We start from the raw sequence: 16,473 nt of genomic DNA, 5'->3' as shown, positions 1-16,473 counted from the left end.
ACCGCCCCTGCGGCCGGTCCCGCGTCCGGAGCGGCACCCGGCCGGCGGTGATCACGGAGAGAACGGTCCGGCCACGGCACCGGTCCGACGTCGGACGGGTGGGAGCGCGACGGCTCCCACCCGGAGCGGGCACGGCTCAGCCGAGGTCGATCCGCTCGCCCACCGCCGGCTGGTGGAGCCCGGCACCGGTGCCCGGACCGCCCTCGCCCAGCAGGCGGCCGTAGATCGCCTGGCCCGTCTCGCTGAGCACGGCCTCGTGCACCGACAGCGCCCGCTGCGGCTTGACCTCACGCACGTAGTCGACCAGCTCCGAGACCTTGGACCACGGCGCCGCGATCGGCAGCAGCAGCGTCTCCACGGGCTGCTCCGGCACGGTGAGGGCGTCGCCCGGGTGGAAGACCCGGCCGTCCAGCAGGAAGCCGATGTTGCGCACCAGCGGGATGTCGGGGTGGATCACGGCGTGCCACTCGCCGTGCACGCTCACCCCGAGCCCGTTGATGTCGAAGGCGTCGCCCGCACCCACCACCGTGACCCGGGTGCCGAGCCCGGAGAGCTGGTCGGCCACCGCGCGGTTGGTCCAGATCCGCAGCCCGGGGTCGGCCTCGGCGGCGGCCCGCAGCCGGTCCTCGACGAAGTGGTCGTAGTGCTCGTGGGTGATCAGTACCGCGTCCGCGCCCTCGATGGCCTCCGGCGCGGTGAACATTCCGGGGTCGATGACGACGGTGGCGTCCGCATGCTCGATGCGAACGCAGGCATGTCCGAACTTGGTAAGTCGCATACCCGAAACTATACAGCAGAGCTGTGCAGTTTCGCTGTATATAAATCCGGCACCCGGATAAGCTGATCCCATGGAGCCACAGGAGCACGCAGACCCCGTCGACCCGATCGAGATCGCCGCCGAGCTGCGGCTGGCCATAGGGACACTGGTCCGCCGGCTCCGGGTGGACGACGAGCTGCCGCAGAACCAGGCCGCCGTGCTCGGCTGGCTGGTCCGCGAGGGGCCGCGCACCACCAGCCAGCTGGCCGAACTGCAGCGGGTCCGGCACCAGTCGATGGCCCGTACGGTCGCACTGCTCACCGAGGCGGGGCTGGTCGAACAGCAGCGGCACGCCACCGACGGCCGCAAGGTGCTGATCGCCGCCACCGAGGCCGGCACCGCCGCGCTGTACGCCCAGCGGACCCGCCGCGAGGGCAGGATCGCCGCGGCCATCAGCGAACGGCTCACCCCGGACGAGCAGCGCCGCCTCCGCGACAGCGTCACCCTGCTCCAGCGGCTGGCCTGAGCCGCGCCGGCGCGCGTAGCCCGGGCCGCCCCGGGCTCACCGGCTCAGCCGCCGACCCCGGCGCGCTCGGCCTCCCGCAGCGGGTGCCGTTCCACGTCCCGTCCGGCCCGCGCCGCCGGAGCCGGTACCGAGGCACCCGGGATCGGCGGCAGCACCACGTGCTCCTTGAGCCCGATCCTCCGGTGCAGCCGCCGCAGCGGGCCCGGCGCCCACCAGTTCAACTCGCCGAAGAGCGTCATCGCGGCCGGTACCAGCAGGCACCGGACCAGAGTCGCGTCGACCGCGACGGCCACCGCCAGCGCGATGCCCATCTCCTTGACCATGAGCATCCGCCCGGCCGCGAACCCGGCGAAGACGATCACCATCAGCAGCGCCGCCGAGGTGATGATCCGGCCGCTCCGCTGCAGTCCGAGCTCCACCGAGCGGGAACAGCCGTGGCCCTGGTCCCGGAGTTCCTTGATCCGGGCGAGCAGGAAGACCTCGTAGTCCATCGAGAGCCCGAAGGCGAAGGCGAACACCAGGACCGGGATGAAGGTCTCCAGACCACCGGTCGGGCTGAAGCCGAGCAGCCCGCTGAAGTAGCCGTGCTGGAAGACCAGGGTGAGCGCACCGAGCGAGGCGCCCAGTGAGAGCACGTTCATCAGCAGCGCCTTGACCGGCATCACCACCGAGCCGGTCATCAGGAAGAGCAGTACCAGCGTTCCTGCCGCGACCAGCCCGAGCGCCCAGGGACCCCGGGTGGCGATCTCGTGCTGGAAGTCGACCACCGAGGCGGCGTCCCCGGTGACATAGGTGGTGAGCCCGCCCCGGTCGGCCCGCAGTTCACCCACCACGCGCTTCGCCTCGGCGCCCTGCGGGTCCCCGTGCACCAGCACCTCGACCGTGCTCACCCGGTCGGTGACCGGGACGACGGCCCGGATCCCGCTGACCCCGGGCAGTTTGGCCGCCACGTCCTCGGCGTACGCCTGCGCGGTGTTCCGGTCCGCCTCGACCACCACCGTGACCGGGGCGGGCGCCTGCTGCGGGAAGCGCTGCCCGATGACCTCGGTGACCTGGCGTCCGGCGGAGGAGGTGGGCAGCACGGCCGCTCCCGAGCTGCGCCACTGCGAGCCCAGGAAGGGGGCGCCGGCCGCCAGCAGCAGCGCGATGCAGCCGAGCACCACGGGCACCGGCCGCCGCTGCACCCGGCGTGCCGTACGGGCGAAGAAGCCATCGTCCAGGGCCGGCGCGACGGGCGCCTTGACCCGGTGGCCGACGAAGCCGAGCAGCGCGGGGACCAGGGTCAGTGCCGCGGCGACGGCGATGACCACCACACTGACCCCGGCCGCCGCGACGGCACGGAAGACCGGGCTGGTGAAGACGAACAGCCCGGCCAGCGCGACGGCCACGGTCAGCCCGGAGAAGGCGACGGTCCGGCCCGCGGTGGCGGCGGTGCGCTCGACGGCGCACGGGATCGTGGCCCCGCAGCCGCGCTCCTCGCGGAAGCGGTTGACCATCAGCAGCGCGTAGTCGATCGACAGCCCCAGGCCCAGTACGGTGGCGATCGGCAGCACGCTGGTGTCGATGTCCATCATCTTGCTGAACCCGAACATGGCCAGCAGCGCCCCGCCCACCGAGGCGACCGCACCGATCACCGGCAGCCCGGCCGCGGCCAGCCCGCCGAAGACCAGGACCATCACGATCAGCGTCAGCGGCAGCGTGACCAGTTCACCGAAACGGGTGTCGCTGGCGGTCTGGTCCTTGACCTCCCGCTGCAGCAGCAGATCCCCGCCCACCGTGGTGTGCGCGCCGCCCGCCTTGATCGACTGCAGCTGCTTGGTCACCGCCGCGAGCTGGGCGTCGGTCGAGCCGTCCGCCATCCGCACCGAGACCAGGCTCGCCCGGCCGTCGGTGGCGGTGAGCGCCGGGCCCGCGCGGTAGGTGTCGGCGACCGAGGCTACCCCGGGCAGCCTGCCGATCCGGTCGGTGGCGGCGGTCACCGCGTCCCGTACGGCCGGGTCGGTCACGGGTGCGCCGTCCACCACGGCGGTGACGGTGCCCTTGGCGGAGTCGATGGCGGCGACCAGCGCGTCGCCCCTGGCGGACTCCGAACCGCCCGCCCCGGTACCGGCCACCGAACCCTCGAAGACCCGTCCGCCGATCAGCACACCGAGGGCGAGCACCAGCACCCAGAAGCCGAGCACCCAGCCCCGCCGCCGGTGGCAGAACCGGCCGAGGGCCGCGAGCCGCCCGTCGACCTGGACGGAGGCGGCAGCGGCAGGTTCGTCAGCTACAGCGAGCGGGTGGCGCATGTGCGAGAGCCTTTCGGGCAGTTCACCCAAAAATAAGCGGACCGGCCCAAACCTCCTATAGGCGGATGATGAGCTACATCTCACACCGGAGACGGGCACTCTTCGCACGGCGGCACCGCACCCGGCGGCCCCTCGGGCGAAGGCACCGGAAGACGACAGAACCCCCACCCGGGAGCCCCGGGTGGGGGTTCTGTCAGTTACCAGCGCCGGTCAGCGCCGAGCGTGAGCTCAGCTCTGGCCGCCGGCCAGCTTCTCGCGCAGAGCGGCGAGCGCCTCGTCCGAGGCCAGCGCGCCGGAGCCCTCGTCGCTGGAGGAGGAGTACGAGCCACCGGCGGCGGCGGCGACGGCCTCGCCGGCCTCCGCAGCAGCCTCGGCGTCCGCCTCACGGCTCTTGATGACCTGGGCCTGGTGCTGCTCGAAGCGGGCCTGCGCCTCGGCGTACTGGCGCTCCCACTCCTCACGCTGCTTCTCGTAGCCGGGCAGCCAGTCGTTCGCCTCGGGGTCGAAGCCCTCCGGGTAGATGTAGTTGCCCTGGTCGTCGTACGAGGCAGCCATGCCGTACAGGGTCGGGTCGAACTCGACCTCGGCCGGGTTCGGGCCGAAGGCCTCGTTGGCCTGCTTCAGCGAGAGGCTGATGCGACGACGCTCGAGGTCGATGTCGATGACCTTGACGAAGATCTCGTCGCCGACCTGGACGACCTGCTCCGGGATCTCGACGTGGCGCTCGGCCAGCTCGGAGATGTGGACCAGACCCTCGATGCCCTCGTCGACGCGGACGAACGCACCGAACGGAACCAGCTTGGTGACCTTACCCGGAACGACCTGGCCGATCTGGTGGGTACGGGCGAACTGCTGCCACGGGTCCTCCTGGGTCGCCTTCAGCGACAGGGAGACACGCTCGCGGTCCATGTCGACGTCGAGGACCTCGACGGTGACCTCCTGGCCGACCTCGACAACCTCGGACGGGTGGTCGATGTGCTTCCAGGACAGCTCGGAGACGTGAACCAGACCGTCGACGCCACCCAGGTCCACGAAGGCACCGAAGTTGACGATCGAGGAGACGACGCCGGAGCGCACCTGGCCCTTCTGCAGGGTGGTGAGGAAGGTCTGGCGGACCTCGCTCTGGGTCTGCTCCAGCCAGGCACGGCGGGACAGGACCACGTTGTTGCGGTTCTTGTCCAGCTCGATGATCTTGGCCTCGAGCTCCTTGCCCACGTAGGGCTGGAGGTCGCGGACACGGCGCATCTCGACCAGCGAGGCCGGGAGGAAGCCACGGAGGCCGATGTCGAGGATGAGACCACCCTTGACGACCTCGATGACGGTACCGGTGACGATGCCGTCCTCTTCCTTGATCTTCTCGATCGTGCCCCAGGCACGCTCGTACTGAGCGCGCTTCTTGGACAGGATGAGACGACCCTCCTTGTCCTCCTTCTGGAGAACCAGGGCCTCGATGTTGTCACCGACGGAGACGACCTCGTGCGGGTCAACGTCGTGCTTGATCGAGAGCTCACGGGAAGGGATGACGCCCTCGGTCTTGTAACCGATGTCGAGGAGCACCTCGTCACGGTCGACCTTCACGATGACGCCCTCGACGATGTCGCCATCGTTGAAGTACTTGATGGTCTCGTCGATCGCGGCAAGGAACGCCTCCGCGTCGCCGATGTCGTTGACCGCGACCTGCGGGGTGGTGCTGATGGTGTCGGTGGGGCTCGTCATTAGGAAAGGGGCTCCGGTACGGACATGAAGTCGTAGGTAATGCCACGCGGAGGGCCCGTATCGCTCCCACCGAAAGCCGGACAGCCAAGAGCACGGCCCACCTGCTGAAATTTCTCCAGAAGGTGTCCGTCTTGCGACCGTGGGGTCTTCGACAGATGCGAGCGCGACCTGCTCCGTCCGAGGCGCGCAGGCCCGCAGCGCAACTTGTAGCATACGGGGACAGCCGGGCACGGTCAACGCCAAGGAAGGCGAGACGACAGAGGCCGGGACGGATCGGACCATATCCTCCGTCTGCGCAACCTGCGCCCATGATCACCCTAGTACCTTCGAGGGGTATCCTGAGGTGATCACCAGCGCCGGAGCGCAGCGGTGAGGGGCCGGTTCCGGTCCCCGGATGCCACCGCCCGATCCGCCCCGTTCGACCGGGCCGGTTCATGGCAGCAGCGCTTCCGCAGCCACAGCCTACGCGACGGGTTTCACACTTTGCCCACCACCCCCGACTTTCCGGACCCCACCGATCTCAGGGCGCTGGCCGCCCTCGGGGACCAGCCCTGCAAGGACGACGACAGCGAGGCCGTCCGCCGCGAGGCCGCGCCCGTCGAGAGCAGCCGGGCCAGCCGCCGCTGGTGGGACCGCAACGCGGACGAGTACCAGGACGAGCACGGCGAGTTCCTCGGCGACGCCCGGTTCACCTGGTGCCCCGAAGGGCTGGACGAGGCCGACGCCCATCTGCTCGGCTCCCCCGAGGCGCTCAGGGGCGCGAAGGTGCTGGAGATCGGCGCGGGCGCGGCCCAGTGCTCCCGCTGGCTCGCCGCGCAGGGCGCGGTACCCGTCGCCCTGGACATCTCCTACCGGCAGCTCCAGCACTCCCGCCGGATCGACCTGGAGGCCGGCAGCGAGCCGGTCACCGTGGTGCAGGCGGACGCGGTCGTCCTCCCGTTCGCCGACGGCGCGTTCGGCCTGGCCTGCTCGGCGTACGGGGCGGTGCCGTTCAGCGCGGACACCGCCGCACTGATGCGCGAGGTGCACCGGGTGCTGCGGCCCGGCGCGCGCTGGGTCTTCTCGGTCACCCACCCGATCCGCTGGGCCTTCCCCGACGAGCCCGGCGCGGAGGGGCTGACCGCCAGCGCCTCGTACTTCGACCGCACGCCCTACGTCGAACAGGACGAGCACGGCCGCGCCACCTACGTCGAGCACCACCGCACCCTGGGCGACCGGGTCCGTGAACTGACCGCCGCCGGCTTCCGGCTGCTCGACCTGGTCGAACCCGAGTGGCCGGCCGGACACGAACAGGAGTGGGGCGGCTGGAGCCCGCTGCGCGGGCGGCTGATCCCGGGAACGGCGATCTTCGTCGCCGAGCGGGACTGAGACCGGCCGGGCGTCGCTCCGGCCCGGCCGGAGTGACGCCTGGGCCTGCAGAGACGCTCTGGGGACAAAGATGACCAAACCTGGGGAAGTCTCCAAGAGAACTCTCATGAGCGCAGCAGATGGTGCCCCGTATGGCTACCGATCTGCTCACCGCGCCTCCCCGGACCGCGGCCGCCCCGCCGGGCGGCCGCAGGGCCCCGTGGCGGTCCCCTGACGGCCAGCCCGGGTACGCCCGGCCCGCACTGCTGGGGATCGCGGCCCTCGCCGCCGTGCTGTACGCGTGGGACATCAACCACAGCCAGTACCACGCCTTCTACGCCGACGCCGTGCGCAGCATGACGGAGAGCTGGAAGGCGTTCTTCTTCGGCTCCTTCGACCCGGCCAACACCATCACGCTCGACAAGCTGCCCGGCTTCCTGTGGCCGCAGGCGCTGTCGGCACGGCTCTTCGGCTTCCACCCCTGGGCGCTCACGCTGCCGCAGGTGATCGAGGGCGTGCTCGCCGTACTGGTGCTCTACCGGGTGGTGCGGCGGTGGGCCGGTGCCAACGCCGGACTGCTCGCGGCCGCGGCCTTCACCCTGACACCGGTGGCCGCCGGGCTGTTCCGTACCGCGGTCGAGGACGCCGCGTTCACGCTGCTGCTCCTGCTGGCCGCCGACGCGGCGCAGCGGGCCGCGCAGTCGGGGCGGCTGCGGCCGCTGCTGCTCTCCGGGGTCTGGGTCGGGCTGGCGTTCCAGACCAAGATGCTGGAGGCGTGGGCGGTGCTGCCCGCGCTCGCCGCGGTCTACCTGGTCTCGGCGCCGGTCACGCTGCGCCGGCGGTTCGGCCATGTGGCGCTGGCCGGTCTGGTCACGGTCGCCGTCTCGGCCTCCTGGATGCTGGCCGTCACGCTGACCCCGGCCAAGGACCGTCCGTACGTCGACGGCACGACCGACAACTCGGCCTTCAGCATGGTGGTCGGTTACAACTTCCTGAACCGCTTCTCGTCGGTGGGGCTGTCTGCCTCGCAGACCGGGAGTGTCCAGGCGGTCCGCGGCGGCGGGGGCGGTGGCGGCGGTGGCAACCACGGTGTCGGCCATGGCGGCGGGGACGGCGGCGGCTTCGGCGCCGGTGGCCTCGGCGGCGGTCAGGCGGTCTCCGGTGCGGGCGGTACCGGCAACGCGGGCGCCGCGGGTCAGGCCGGGGCGACGGGTCAGGGTGGCCACGGCGGCCATGGCGGTCGGCGGGCGGGGGCCCAGAACGGCGGGTCCGCCGGAGCCACCGGTGCGCCCGGGACGGCCGCAGCCGGAGCCGGAGCCGGGGCGCTCTGGGCCGGCGCGGGAGGCGGAGGCGGCGGCGGCATGAGCGACGGCGGCTGGACCAAGATGTTCAACTCGCAGTTCGCCCCGCAGACCGGTTGGCTCTACCCGCTGGCGCTGGTCTCGCTGGTCTGCGGCCTGCTCTGGCGGCGGCGTGCGCCGCGCACCGACGCGCGGCGGGCCGGGTTCGTCCTGTGGGGAACCTGGCTGACGGTCTTCTTCCTGGTCTTCAGCGCGGGCAGTGTCGGCGGCCACAGCTACTACATGGGCGTGATCGCGACTCCGCTGGCGGCGCTGAGCGGCACGGGGCTGGTACTGATGTGGCGGGCGTTCCGTGCGGGCGGCCGACGGGCCTGGGCCCTGCCGGTGGCGATCGCCGGTACGGTCGCGTGGTGCGCCTACCTGGCCCGGATGTACCCGACGTTCCTGCCGTGGCTGGCGCCGGCCGCGATCGCCCTGGGCGTGCTGGCCCTGGTCCTGCTGGGGGTGGCCCGGAAGGGCGCCGGCGGCGGACGGCCCGCCGGTCCGGTCGGGCGGCGGCTCGCGCTCGCCGGCGCGCTGACGGGTATCGCGGCCGTGCTGGTCGCCCCGGCCGCCTGGGCGTCCTCGGTGCTGGACCCGAAGTACGGGAACTCGGGCATGGGCACGGTCGGCCCCGCCGGCGGCGGGCACGGCGGCGGCAACCACCGCTCGGCGACCGCCCCGGAGCTCGCCGGGCTGATGCGGGCCGAGCAGGCGAGGTTCGGCGGCGGTGCGGGCGGCGGCTTCGGTGGCGGCTTCGGTGGCTCCTCGGAGCACCTGACCGCACCGCAGCAGGCCCTCTTCGACTACCTCCAGGCCCATCGGAACGGCGCCCGCTACCTGTTCGCCACCACCAACTGGAGCAGCGCCTCGCCGTTCATCCTCGCCACCGGTGCCGAAGTACTGCCCATGGGCGGCTTCAGCGGCTCGGCACCGTCGCCGTCCACCTCACAGTTCCAGCAGCTCGTCCGCTCGGGCCAGCTGCAGTACGTCCTGCTCACGGGCAAGGGCGGCATGGGCGGCATGGGTGGCATGGGCGGTTCGGCCAACCCGACGACGGCGCAGAACGAGTCCTGGGTCCGCACCACCTGCACCGTGGTCTCCCCCACCGAGTACGGCGCCGCGGCCCAGCAGACCCAGCAGGAGCTCTACTCCTGCCGGCCCGCGCACTGACGGGTGCCCCGGGGGCGCGGGGACGGGCGGCCGTCCCCGCGCCTCACCACGGGGGTACCGGGTAGCCGGAGCGCACCGTTCAGGGGCGCGGGGCCTCTGCTTGATCGACCGTATGCGCGGGACACCGTGCCCGGCCGGGCGCCTGAGCCCGACCGGCCACCGGACCGGCGGACACGGTCGATCACGCGGAGCCCCGCGCCCCTGACCGTTTCACGGCCCGCACCGCACTTCGCACATACTGCTGCACGTGAATCCCGCCTGGCTCGAACTCCCCGTCCGCACCGCCGTCGCCCCGCTGCGGCAGGCCCTGGAGGCACGGGGCGTCGCCGTGCTCTCGGCGCCGCCCGGCACCGGGAAGACCACCCTGGTGCCGCTCGCGCTCGCCGGGCTGGTCGAGGACTCCGCCGCGCCCGTGCGCCGGCGCGTGCTGGTGGCCGAGCCGCGCCGGCTGGCGGTACGGGCGGCGGCGCGCCGGATGGCCTGGCTGCTGGGCGAGAGCGTGGGGCGCCGGGTGGGGTACACGGTCCGGGGTGAGCGGAAGACCGGCCCGGACACCGTGGTCGAGGTGGTCACCACCGGTGTGCTGCTGCAACGTCTCCAGCGCGACCCCGAGCTGAGCGGGGTGGACGCAGTCGTCCTGGACGAGTGCCATGAGCGGCACCTGGACGCGGACACCGCACTCGCCTTCCTGCTGGACGTCCGGGCCGCGCTGCGGCCCGAGCTGCAGCTGCTCTGCGCTTCCGCGACCTCGGACACCGCCGCCTGGGCAGAGCTGCTCGGCGGAGCGGACGGCCCGGCCCCGGTGGTCGAGGCGCACGGCGTCTCGTACCCCGTCGAGGTGGTCTGGGCGCCCCCGCCGCGCGCGGTGCGCCCCCCGCACGGGACCCGTACCGACCCGGCGCTGCTCGACCATGTCGCCGCGACCGTCCGCCGGGCGCTCACCGAGCGCTCCGGCGACCTGCTCTGCTTCCTGCCGGGTGTCGGCGAGATCGCCCGGGTCGCGGGGATGCTCGCCGGTACGGTCGACGCCGAGGTGCTGCAGCTGCACGGACAGGCGCCGCAGCCGGTGCAGGACGCGGCGCTGGCGGCCGGCGAGCGGCGCCGGGTCATCCTGGCCACCTCGGTCGCCGAGTCCTCGCTGACCGTCCCCGGGGTCCGGGTGGTGGTGGACTGCGGCCTGGCCCGGGAGCCGCGTACCGACCATGCGCGCGGGCTGTCCGGTCTGGTCACCGTACGGGCTTCACTCGCGGCGGGACGGCAGCGCGCGGGGCGGGCCGGACGCGAGGCACCGGGCGCGGTGTACCGCTGCTGGGCGGAGGTCGAGGACGCCCGGGCACCGCGTTTCCCCACCCCCGAGATCGCGCTCGCCGATCTGACCGGGTTCGCGCTCCAGGCCGCCTGCTGGGGCGATCCGGACGCCCGCGGCCTCGCGCTGCCCGACTCCCCGCCCGGCGGCGCGATGGCCGCGGCCCGGCAGACGCTGACCGCGCTCGGTGCGGTGGACGAGAACGGGCGGGCCACCGAGCGCGGGATCCGGATCTCCCGCACCGGTCTGCACCCCCGGCTAGGCCGTGCCCTGCTGGACGGCACCGGCCTGGTCGGCGCCCGCCGCGCGGCCGAGCTGGTGGCCCTGCTCTCCGAGGAGCCCCCGCGCGCCCTGGGCGACGACCTGCTGGCCGTCTGGCGCACGGTACGCGGCGCCCGTGACCCGTACGCCTCCCGCTGGCAGCGGGAGGTCCGCCGGCTGCGCGGTGCCGCCTCACCCGCCGGGCTTCCGGACGGTGCCGACGCCTCGGCTGCCGGGCATTCGACCGGTCGCGGTGGCGCCGACGCGTCCGATGCGTCCGACGCGGTCGCCGCCGGGCTGGTGGTCGCGCTCGCCCATCCCGAGCGGATCGCCCGGGCCCGGTCGGCGGACGGCCCCTACCTGATGGCCTCGGGGACAGCGGCGGAGACCGGGTCCGGTTCGGCGCTCGCCGGGGCGGGCTGGCTGGCGGTGGCGGTCGCGGACCGCCCGGCGGGTTCGCCCTCGGCGCGGATCCAGCGCGCAGTGGCACTGGACGAGGAGACCGCCCGGCTGGCCGGCGCCGCGCTGCTGACGGAGCGCACGGAGGTGCGCTGGGTGGTTCCGCCGGGTGGACGGCGCGGGGACGTAGCCGCGCGCCGGGTCGAGGAGCTGGGGGCGATCGAGCTCACCGCTCTGCCGCTGACGGCCCCGGACCCCGGGCTGCTGCGGGAGGCCCTGCTGGAGGGGCTGGCCCGCGAGGGCGTCGGCCCGCTGCTCGACTGGTCGCCCAGGGCGGTGGTGCTGCGGCAGCGGCTGGCCCTGCTGCACCGGGTACTCGGCGGGCCCTGGCCGGACGTCAGCGACCGGGCGCTGCTGGCCGCCGCCGGGGACTGGCTGGAGCCCGAGCTGTCCCGGGCCCGCCGCCGGTCCGACCTGGAGCGGATCGACACCGCCGCCGCACTCCAGCGGCTGCTGCCCTGGGCCACCGGTGAGGCCGGGCGGCTGGACGAGCTGGTACCCGAGCGGATCACCGTGCCGAGCGGCGCCCGGATCAAGGTGGACTACTCGGGCGAACGCCCGGTGCTGGCAGCGAAGTTGCAGGAGTTCTTCGGCTGGCAGGCCGCGCCCGCGCTGGTGGACGGCCTGGTGCCGCTGACGGTCCACCTGCTCTCGCCCGCCGGCCGTCCGGCCGCCGTCACCGGCGACCTCGCCTCGTTCTGGCGCGAAGGCTACCGCGCGGTCCGCGCCGAGCTGCGCGGCCGCTACCCGCGCCACGCGTGGCCCGAGGACCCGAGCGGCCGGTAGCAGCGGTCGACGTCCGGCGGTCCGACACTCGACAGTCCGACGCCCGGCGATCCGAAACCCGGCGATGCGGCGCCCGACGAGACGCCGCCAAGCCGCACGTTGGTCGCCACGCACCCCCTAGGGGAGACCATCAGCCCGTGGGCTTAAGCCCAGGGGCTGATGGTGCTGCCGTGATTGCCACCGGTGGTCCGATGCGCCGGCCGGGCCGCCCACGGCACCGTTGACCAGGTGATCGAAGCCACGGAACCGGCACGGCGGTCAGACACCTCCGGCAGGTGCCCGGGTCATGGGACCCGTCGTACGGCCCCGCCTTCCGGCATAACTGACGCTCCGTCAGTCAAGCCCCGCGATCCCACGGTCGTACATCGCTGGGATGACGCGACCGCCGGGTCGTCCCAGCGATTGACCGGATGTCAATGCGGGGGCTGACGCGCCCCACCGCCACCGGCACCTAGCGTCGACTCCCGGCGCCTGGCCGCGCCCCGCCCCCGTCCGCCCCGCACACGCTGCACGAGAACCTGGAAGGTCACCGTTGGACCGCGACTCGATACCAGCCGACCGGCAGGACCGTCACACCCCCGCCGACCGCCGGTACCCCGGGGTCCGGGTCACCTCCGTGGCGCGCGGGCTGCGCTGGGCGGCCGAGCGCTGGCCGTTCGTCGAGGAGGAGGTGGCGGGCCTGCGTCCGCTGGTGCGCCCGGGCGCCGTGTGCCTGGACATCGGCGCCGAGTACGGGCTCTACACCTGGAGCCTGTCCGCACTCGCCGGGCCTGGCGGCCAGGTGCACAGCATCGAGCCGCTGCCCGGCCCGGCCCGCTGGCTGGCCGCCACGGCGACCCTGCTCGGCTGCGACAACGTCACCGTGCACCGCACCGCGCTCGGCGAGCGGCCGCAGAACGGCGTGATGAGCCTGCCCCGGCGCCGTCTGCTGCCCGTCCACGGACGCGCCTACCTGACCGAGGGCACCTCGGGCCCCGGCCCCAACTCCGAGTTCCCCGCCGCCACTTCGGTCCCCACCCCGGTGCAGACCGTGGACGGCCTGTGCCGGCGGCTCCGGCTGAGGCGGGTCGACTTCGTCAAGGCCGACGTCGAAGGCGCGGAAGCCGCCGTGCTCTCGGGCGCCGGCGACACCCTGCTGCGCCACCGGCCCGCACTCCTGCTGGAGATCGAGGACCGCCACCTCGCCAAGTACGGCCTGGACTCCGGCGACCTCGTCCACCGCCTCACCGACCTCGGCTACGCCATGTACCGCCGCGAGCACGGGAGTTGGGAGCCGGTTGCGAAGGTCACCGAGGACTGCCGCAACTACCTCTTCACCGCTCGACCGCTTACCACGACCCGAAGGGCCTGACACTCCGCCATGGGCTCCACCCTCGTCATCACCAACGACTTCCCACCCCGGCAGGGCGGGATCGAGACCTTCGTGCACGCCATGGCGACCCGGATGCCGGCCGACGAGGTCGTCGTCTACACCTCGCACGAGCCGGGCGACACCGCCTTCGACGCGACGCTCCCTTTCCCCGTCGTCCGGGACACCGCCCGGATGCTGCTGCCGACCGGACGGGCGACCCGGCGGGCGGTCGAGATCGCCAGGGCCCACGGCTGCGACCGGGTCTGGTTCGGGGCCGCCGCACCGCTCGCCCTGATGGCACCGGCCCTGCACCGCAGCGGCATCCGGCGCACCGTGGCGACCACGCACGGCCACGAGATCTGGTGGGCCAGAACGCCCGGCGCCCGGCGGCTGATGCGGCGGATCGGTGACGGTGTCGACGTCGTCACCTACCTCGGCCGGTACACCCGCGACCGGATCGAGCCCGCCCTCGGACCCCGCGCCCGGCTGAGCCGCCTGGTGCCGGGCGTCGACGCCGAGGTGTACCGGCCCGACTCCGACTCCGCCTTCGACCTCCGCACCGAACTCGGGCTGCACGGTGCGATGGTGATCCTCTGCGTGGCGCGGCTGGTGCCCCGCAAGGGTCAGGACATGCTGATCCGGGCGCTGCCGATGGTGCGGCGGTCCGTGCCGAACGCCGTCCTGCTGGTGGTCGGCCAGGGGCCCGACGAGACACGGCTGCGCAAACTGGCGCAGCGTCACACCGAACCGGGGACGGTGCGCTTCGCCGGCGGCAGGTCGCACACCGAGACACCGCCCTACTACGCCGCCGCCGACGTCTTCGCCATGCCGTGCCGCACCCGGAAGGCGGGCCTGGAGGCCGAGGGCCTGGGGATCGTCTTCCTGGAGGCCGCCGCGAGCGGGCTGCCGGTGGTCGTCGGCGACTCCGGCGGCGCCCCCGACACCGTGCTCGACGGCCGTACCGGCCGGGTGGTGGACGGGACGGATCCGGCCGCCGTCGCCGGGGCGCTCACGGACCTGCTGCTCGACCCAGGGCGTGCGGCGATGGGCGCCGCGGGCCGCGACTGGGTCCGGGACACCTGGTCCTGGGACGCCTCCGCCCGCCACCTGATCGAGTTGCTCTCGCCCGAACACAGCCTCGCCGCCGTACCCCGGGAGCCGTGAGCGGGAGCCGCCCGGCCACCCGCCGCGCCCCCGGGCCCGAGCCCCCGGGCACGCGAAGCCGCGGCCGTGCCCGCACCTCCGCGGCGGATCCGGGGATCCGGACGCGCTCCGTCCAAGGCACGCGGGGAACCGCGCGAGCGGCCCGCGACCGTGCCGACGGCACCGTTGCCCCGACCTCCGGGATGTGCGGCCTTCCGACCGCCAACTCCCGCCCCACGGTGACAGGTTGACCACGTAAGCGACCGGCGGGACGGCGTCCGGCCCTGCGACACCGGCCGGGCCCCCTGGCCATGCCGGTCACCGCAGACGGCCCGGCGGTCCGGCCCCCTTCGACGACCGGAGATCCAAGCGCAGTGACCACCCTGCAATCCGCGTACCCGCCCATGACCGCCCCCGCGCCGACCGCCCCGGCTCCCTCAGCGCCGGTTCGGTTCCGTACGGACGGTCCGGTCTGGGCCGCCGGCGCCTTCGCACTGCTGCTGTGCCTGCTGTGGGCCCGCTGCCTGGCCTCGGTCAGCGGGGACCTCGCCGCGCAGTGGGCGTGGGCGGACTTCGCGGCGCGGCACCCGGGTTCGGCGTACGACCTGGCCTGGTACGGCGGTATGCACCCCGCCTCCTACAGCCTGCTGGCGCCCGGCCTGATGGCGCTGTTCGGGGTGCGCACGGTCGCCGTGGCCGCCGCCACCGGCTCCGCCGTCCTGCTGGCCCGGCTGGTGCTGCGCTCGCGGATCCGGCGGCCGCTGCCGGTGGCGCTGTGGGGGGCCTTCGCGCTGTCCGCGAATGTGGCGGCCGGCCGGGTGACCTTCGCGCTCGGCACCGCGTTCGGCCTGGCCGCGCTGGTGGCGGCCGGTCCGGAGCGCACCGCCGGGTGGCGCCGGACGGCGGGTGCGGCCGTCCTCGCCCTGCTCGCCACCGCCGCCAGTCCGGTGGCGGGCCTGTTCGTGGCCGTCGCGGCGGCCGCACTGCTGCTCACCGGGCGGTACCGGACCGGCTGGGCGCTGGCCGTGCCGCCGCCGCTGGTGGTGCTGGCGACGACGCTGCTGTTCCCGTTCTCGGGGGTCGATCCGATCGCACTGCCCACCGTCGCGGCCACCGTCCTCTGTACCGCGGCGGTGCTGCTGGTCAGCCCGAGGTCCTGGCGGACGGTCCGGGCCGGCGCCGCCGTCTACGCCCTCGGAACCGTCCTGACCTGGATGTTCGACACCCCGATCGGCGCCAATGTGCAGCGGCTCGGGCTGCTCTTCGGCAGCGTGGTGGCCCTTGCCGCACTGTGTGCCGCTCCGGCCGGGTCCCGGCTGCGGAGGCTGGCCCCGGTGGTGGCGTTCGCGGTGACCGGCTACTGGACGGTCTGCGGGAACATCGTGGGCCTGCCCGCGCCGACGCCGCCCGGGCAGGCCGCCGGGCTGGTGGCCGAACTGCACCGGCTGCACGCCGACCGAGGCCGGCTGGAAGCGGTCCCGATGGTCAACCACTGGGAGTCCTGGGCGCTGGCCGGCCCGGTCGAACTGGCCCGGGGCTGGAACCGCCAGGTGGACGTGGAGCGCAACCCGCTCTTCTACGACGGCACACTCACCGCCGCGGGCTACCACGACTGGCTGCGGCACTGGGCCGTGCAGTACGTCGCCCTGCCCGAGGGCGCGCTGGACGAGGGCGGGAAGGCCGAGGCGGCGGTGATCCGCGGCAACGCCCCGGCCGGGCTGACGGAGGTGTGGCACGACCGGGACTGGCGGCTCTACCGCGTCACCGACGCCCGCCCGCTCGCCGAACCGAACGCGACCGTCGAGCGGGCCGACGCCGACCGGGTCGTGCTCACGGTCTCCGCGCCCGGACCGGTGACCGTCAGGATCGCCTGGTCGCCCTGGCTCTCCGTACACGGTCCGAGCGGTGCCTGCCTCGCCCGGGAGGGGGACTGGACCCGCCTGGAGGCGCCGGCCCCCGGAACCTACCGGATCGACACCGGCTACACCTGGCCCAGGGGCGGCGCGTGCTGACCCGC

General features: G+C 73.8%; 10 protein-coding genes. 7 read left to right on the top strand and 3 right to left on the bottom strand.

What is annotated here, in order from left to right; all coding sequences use genetic code 11:
* Positions 1-136 precede the first annotated feature (136 nt).
* The gene (locus ACSMTC_RS28265; protein ID WP_436562530.1) at positions 137-778 is read right to left on the bottom strand and encodes an MBL fold metallo-hydrolase; all 642 of its coding nucleotides are present in this window, start codon (positions 776-778) and stop codon (positions 137-139) included.
* A gap of 70 nt (positions 779-848) precedes the next feature.
* On the opposite strand from ACSMTC_RS28265, the gene ACSMTC_RS28260 reads away from it, so the two are divergent.
* A complete protein-coding gene (locus ACSMTC_RS28260; protein ID WP_436562529.1) occupies positions 849-1,283 on the top strand; it encodes a MarR family winged helix-turn-helix transcriptional regulator in 435 nt (144 codons plus the stop codon).
* A gap of 44 nt (positions 1,284-1,327) precedes the next feature.
* On the opposite strand, the gene ACSMTC_RS28255 is transcribed toward ACSMTC_RS28260, so the two are convergent.
* Together ACSMTC_RS28255 and rpsA are read right to left on the bottom strand one after the other, a co-directional pair.
* A complete protein-coding gene (locus ACSMTC_RS28255; protein WP_436562528.1) occupies positions 1,328-3,574 on the bottom strand; it encodes an MMPL family transporter in 2,247 nt (748 codons plus the stop codon).
* Between the two features lie 228 nt (positions 3,575-3,802).
* Positions 3,803-5,290: a 30S ribosomal protein S1 gene (rpsA, locus tag ACSMTC_RS28250; RefSeq protein ID WP_436562527.1), complete on the bottom strand. Its 1,488-nt coding sequence runs from the start codon at positions 5,288-5,290 to the stop codon at positions 3,803-3,805.
* Positions 5,291-5,818: 528 nt separating this feature from the next.
* Between rpsA and ACSMTC_RS28245 the strand changes: the two genes are divergently transcribed.
* The 6 genes from ACSMTC_RS28245 to ACSMTC_RS28220 all read left to right on the top strand — a co-directional run bounded on the left by ACSMTC_RS28245 (position 5,819) and on the right by ACSMTC_RS28220 (position 16,468).
* A complete protein-coding gene (locus ACSMTC_RS28245) occupies positions 5,819-6,658 on the top strand; it encodes a class I SAM-dependent methyltransferase (protein ID WP_436564836.1) in 840 nt (279 codons plus the stop codon).
* Positions 6,659-6,789: 131 nt separating this feature from the next.
* Positions 6,790-9,150 carry an ArnT family glycosyltransferase gene (locus ACSMTC_RS28240; protein WP_436562526.1) on the top strand — a complete coding sequence of 787 codons (2,361 nt, stop codon included), beginning with the start codon at positions 6,790-6,792 and terminating at the stop codon, positions 9,148-9,150.
* A 247-nt stretch (positions 9,151-9,397) separates the two neighbouring features.
* On the top strand, positions 9,398-11,962 hold the full coding sequence (gene hrpB / locus ACSMTC_RS28235) for an ATP-dependent helicase HrpB (RefSeq protein ID WP_436562525.1): 2,565 nt from the start codon (positions 9,398-9,400) through the stop codon (positions 11,960-11,962).
* A gap of 532 nt (positions 11,963-12,494) precedes the next feature.
* The gene (locus tag ACSMTC_RS28230; RefSeq protein ID WP_436562524.1) at positions 12,495-13,313 is read left to right on the top strand and encodes an FkbM family methyltransferase; all 819 of its coding nucleotides are present in this window, start codon (positions 12,495-12,497) and stop codon (positions 13,311-13,313) included.
* A 9-nt stretch (positions 13,314-13,322) separates the two neighbouring features.
* The gene (locus ACSMTC_RS28225; protein ID WP_436562523.1) at positions 13,323-14,477 is read left to right on the top strand and encodes a glycosyltransferase family 4 protein; all 1,155 of its coding nucleotides are present in this window, start codon (positions 13,323-13,325) and stop codon (positions 14,475-14,477) included.
* Between the two features lie 353 nt (positions 14,478-14,830).
* Positions 14,831-16,468, top strand: coding sequence for an MFS transporter (locus ACSMTC_RS28220; RefSeq protein ID WP_436562522.1), 1,638 nt, complete (start codon positions 14,831-14,833; stop codon positions 16,466-16,468).
* Positions 16,469-16,473 lie beyond the last annotated feature (5 nt).

It is taken from the genome of Kitasatospora sp. HPM-01-4 (assembly GCF_051374625.1).
Taxonomy (GTDB): Bacteria; Actinomycetota; Actinomycetes; order Streptomycetales; family Streptomycetaceae; genus Kitasatospora.
This window is presented reverse-complemented; position numbering and strand designations above follow the sequence as displayed.

Excerpts from the sequence above, each read along its gene's own strand:
- ACSMTC_RS28265 (WP_436562530.1), bottom strand. The coding sequence starts at position 778 with ATGCGACTTACCAAGTTCGGACATGCCTGCGTTCGCATCGAGCATGCG.
- ACSMTC_RS28260 (WP_436562529.1), top strand. The coding sequence starts at position 849 with ATGGAGCCACAGGAGCACGCAGACCCCGTCGACCCGATCGAGATCGCC.
- ACSMTC_RS28255 (WP_436562528.1), bottom strand. The coding sequence starts at position 3,574 with ATGCGCCACCCGCTCGCTGTAGCTGACGAACCTGCCGCTGCCGCCTCC.
- rpsA (WP_436562527.1), bottom strand. The coding sequence starts at position 5,290 with ATGACGAGCCCCACCGACACCATCAGCACCACCCCGCAGGTCGCGGTC.
- ACSMTC_RS28240 (WP_436562526.1), top strand. The coding sequence starts at position 6,790 with ATGGCTACCGATCTGCTCACCGCGCCTCCCCGGACCGCGGCCGCCCCG.
- ACSMTC_RS28225 (WP_436562523.1), top strand. The coding sequence starts at position 13,323 with ATGGGCTCCACCCTCGTCATCACCAACGACTTCCCACCCCGGCAGGGC.